The 2,876-nt window shown below is 53.9% G+C and carries 2 protein-coding genes and 1 tRNA gene; all 3 read right to left on the reverse strand.

Translation table 11 applies throughout. From position 1 onward, the window contains the following. Nucleotides 1-133 precede the first annotated feature (133 nt). The 3 genes from ACXAIA_RS20535 to ACXAIA_RS20545 all read right to left on the reverse strand — a co-directional run bounded on the left by ACXAIA_RS20535 (nucleotide 134) and on the right by ACXAIA_RS20545 (nucleotide 2,863). Entirely contained in the window at nucleotides 134-1,111 is a 978-nt protein-coding gene (locus ACXAIA_RS20535; RefSeq protein WP_475350995.1) for an MBL fold metallo-hydrolase, read from the reverse strand. Nucleotides 1,112-1,350: 239 nt separating this feature from the next. Beyond that, nucleotides 1,351-2,436: an alpha/beta hydrolase gene (locus ACXAIA_RS20540; RefSeq protein ID WP_475350996.1), complete on the reverse strand. Its 1,086-nt coding sequence runs from the start codon at nucleotides 2,434-2,436 to the stop codon at nucleotides 1,351-1,353. A 350-nt stretch (nucleotides 2,437-2,786) separates the two neighbouring features. Continuing rightward, nucleotides 2,787-2,863, reverse strand: a tRNA-Met gene (locus tag ACXAIA_RS20545). Between the last annotated feature and the right edge of the window lie 13 nt (nucleotides 2,864-2,876).

Here is a 2,876-nt window from a genome sequence, read left to right on the forward strand (position 1 = left end):
GATCCGGGAGCCTGCGTATACGCAGGCTCCCAAATGAAAAGAGGCACGAACATCATACCAAATGTTCGTGCCTCTCAATGTATAAGGGCGGGGTCAAATCCCCGCCCTTTTTCATGGTCACTTGGATACGAATTCAACAGCCGGTCGCGCACATCCCAGCAGCATCAAATTCCATGGTCTTGCCGCTCAGTGGCAGATGGGCTGGAACTTCAACCGCATTCACAAAGGCCTCTGTCCGTGTTCCGGCACGCACTGTGCCTCCATCCGTTGCCCACTCATTCGCATGCGACGGAATAACCGATACCGGTTTGATCAGATCATTGACGACATAGGCTGCTTCGGTCGGACCGGTTGTATAGGTGTCCCCGATATTCATTACCACAAGCTTCGCACCATAATGGCCACGCACCACAGTATCCTGCTCGGCCGTAATACCGGTATCTCCCGACAGATATACTGCCAATCCGTTCGAGAAGGTCAGGACATAACCTGTCGGCGGTCCGGCATAAGCTGTGACACCGGAAGATTTCAGAATCTCTCCCAACGGACCGCCAAGAAAGTCACCGGACACGCCATTGCTGTGCACAGCCGGAACGGTTGTAATGGTCACACCACCGACCATGCGCGACGCGCCGAAACGGACCAGCACGGATTTCTTTGGATCACCACCAATGCTTTCAAGTTTGCGGCCCAGAATACCGGGCATCTCGCTGCCGGTTACAATCAGCGCTTCCTTGGCATGGGCAATTTCTACGGTGTTTGAAATTGATCGCACATCAACCGGGAAGGACGGCTTGCCGCATTCGCTGGCATTGACCGCCTCTATACGACGATCGCCCAGATGATCGCCATGCATGTGACTGAGCAACACCGCATCAATATCACCCAGGCGAGTGTCCTCTGGCCCGGCAACCGTGCGCCCGGTGTCATATAAAATACGGGTGCCATCCGGGTCTTCAAAAATCATGGCCCGATCGAGCGGGCAAAACTCTCCATCAACCGCACCAAGTGGTGTTACCTTTACCGTCTGGGCCTGTGCTGATGCACCAAAGACCAGGGCTGCCGCAAGAAATCCTCCGGCAAAGCCCGCCAGTTTTCCAATCGTCTTCATGATCTGCCTCCACTGTTTTTGACACTGAGTTTTGATCCGCTGACTCTGATACGCGCAAATGCCGCTTCGGATTTCTTGACCCACCCAATCCCAACGATAGTAACACACCTGCCCCACAACCCTTACCCTTGGGAAGTTGACCTCTGGGAAGTTGACCCGGACAAAACGAACAAACCCCGCCAAAGAGTTGGCGGGGTTTGTGTTTTCAAGACCCTGATCGGGGTCCGATATCACGCTGCTTAAGCGACATGCTCTTCAAAGAAGGCCTGGAGCTTATCAAACGGGATGATGTCTTTCTGATCATACAGATCCACATGATCGGCACCTTCGATGATCATCAGCTCCTTCGGTTCGGCAGCCGCTTCATAGGCGTCATCACTGAAATAACGCGAATGCGCTTCCGAACCCGCGATCACCAGCATCGGACGCGGCGAAATTTCATCAACATAGGTCAGAAGCGGCATGTTCATGAACGACAGCGGATTGGTCACGGTCCAGCCACCGTTCGAGTTGACCGAACGTTTGTGATAACCGCGCTCGGTCTTATAATAGCCGTAATACATCTGAATGACCGGGTTATCGATGCCCTCAAGCGTATCAGGCAGACCACCGGCCATTGCCGGCTTGCCGTTTTCCGCATCGGTCCAGCGCTGCTCGCTCATCTGCGTCAGGGCGGCGGTGCGTTCTTCCTGGGTCATTGCATCGTAATAGCCCTTCGCCATCACACGGGACATGTCATACATGCTCGTCGTGGCAACCGCTTTGACGCGCTTGTCTGCGGCAACCGCATTCAAGGCCATACCGCCAAAGCCACAAATACCGATGATACCGATATTGTCGCGATTTACCGCGTCATGCATCCCAAGGAAATCGATTGCCGCCATGAAGTCTTCGGTATTGATGTCAGGTGATGCAACATCCCGCACTGCGCCACCACTTTCACCAACATAAGACGGATCAAATGCAAGCGTGACAAAACCACGTTCAGCCATCGTCTGGGCATAGAGACCTGCGGCCTGCTCTTTCACCGCACCGAATGGTCCGGCAACCGCGATCGCGGCCAGCTTGCCCGAACGGCTTTTGGGCAGATACAGATCACCAACCAATGACACACCATAACGGTTGGTAAAGGTCACTTTCTCATGATCAACCAAATCACTCTTGGCAAAGGTCTTGTCCCACTCCTCGGTCACAGCGAGAGCCGGCGAACCTACAAGGGAACTCGCCCCAAACGCGGCAGCACCCGCACCGGCAATTTTCAACAGCGTGCGGCGACCTTCATTCAGGGTCTCGGTCTTGTTTTCGAAATTCATAGTATCAGTCATCTCATTCGCTCCTTACAAACTAACGATTCATGACCTGACCCTAGCGAAGATCCGTCCCAGTGATTAGCCCACTGGTTTCACTTGGAATAATGAATTTGATTCATTAGAGGGAAATTTTGGCAGGGATGGTGTTGCGGGCAGGATTAGTCTTTGCCCTTCGGGCTCCGCAAAGAACCTGCGCAGTTCCGCTTCGCTCCACCTTCTCCGGGCTTACGCGCACTCACCGGGTACACGGTTCCTTCGAAACCATCAAGTTATAAGAAGGCGCATAAGCCAAGGAAGATCGCAGGTTCGAATGCTGACCCAAGACTAAAACGACAAAACCCCGCCAATGGCGGGGTTTGTTGTTTTGGTTGCGGGGGCAGGATTTGAACCTGCGACCTTCAGGTTATGAGCCTGACGAGCTACCGGGCTGCTCCACCCCGCGTCAGTGGGTGTTT

It is taken from the genome of Thalassospira sp. ABL2_045 (genome assembly GCF_056161285.1).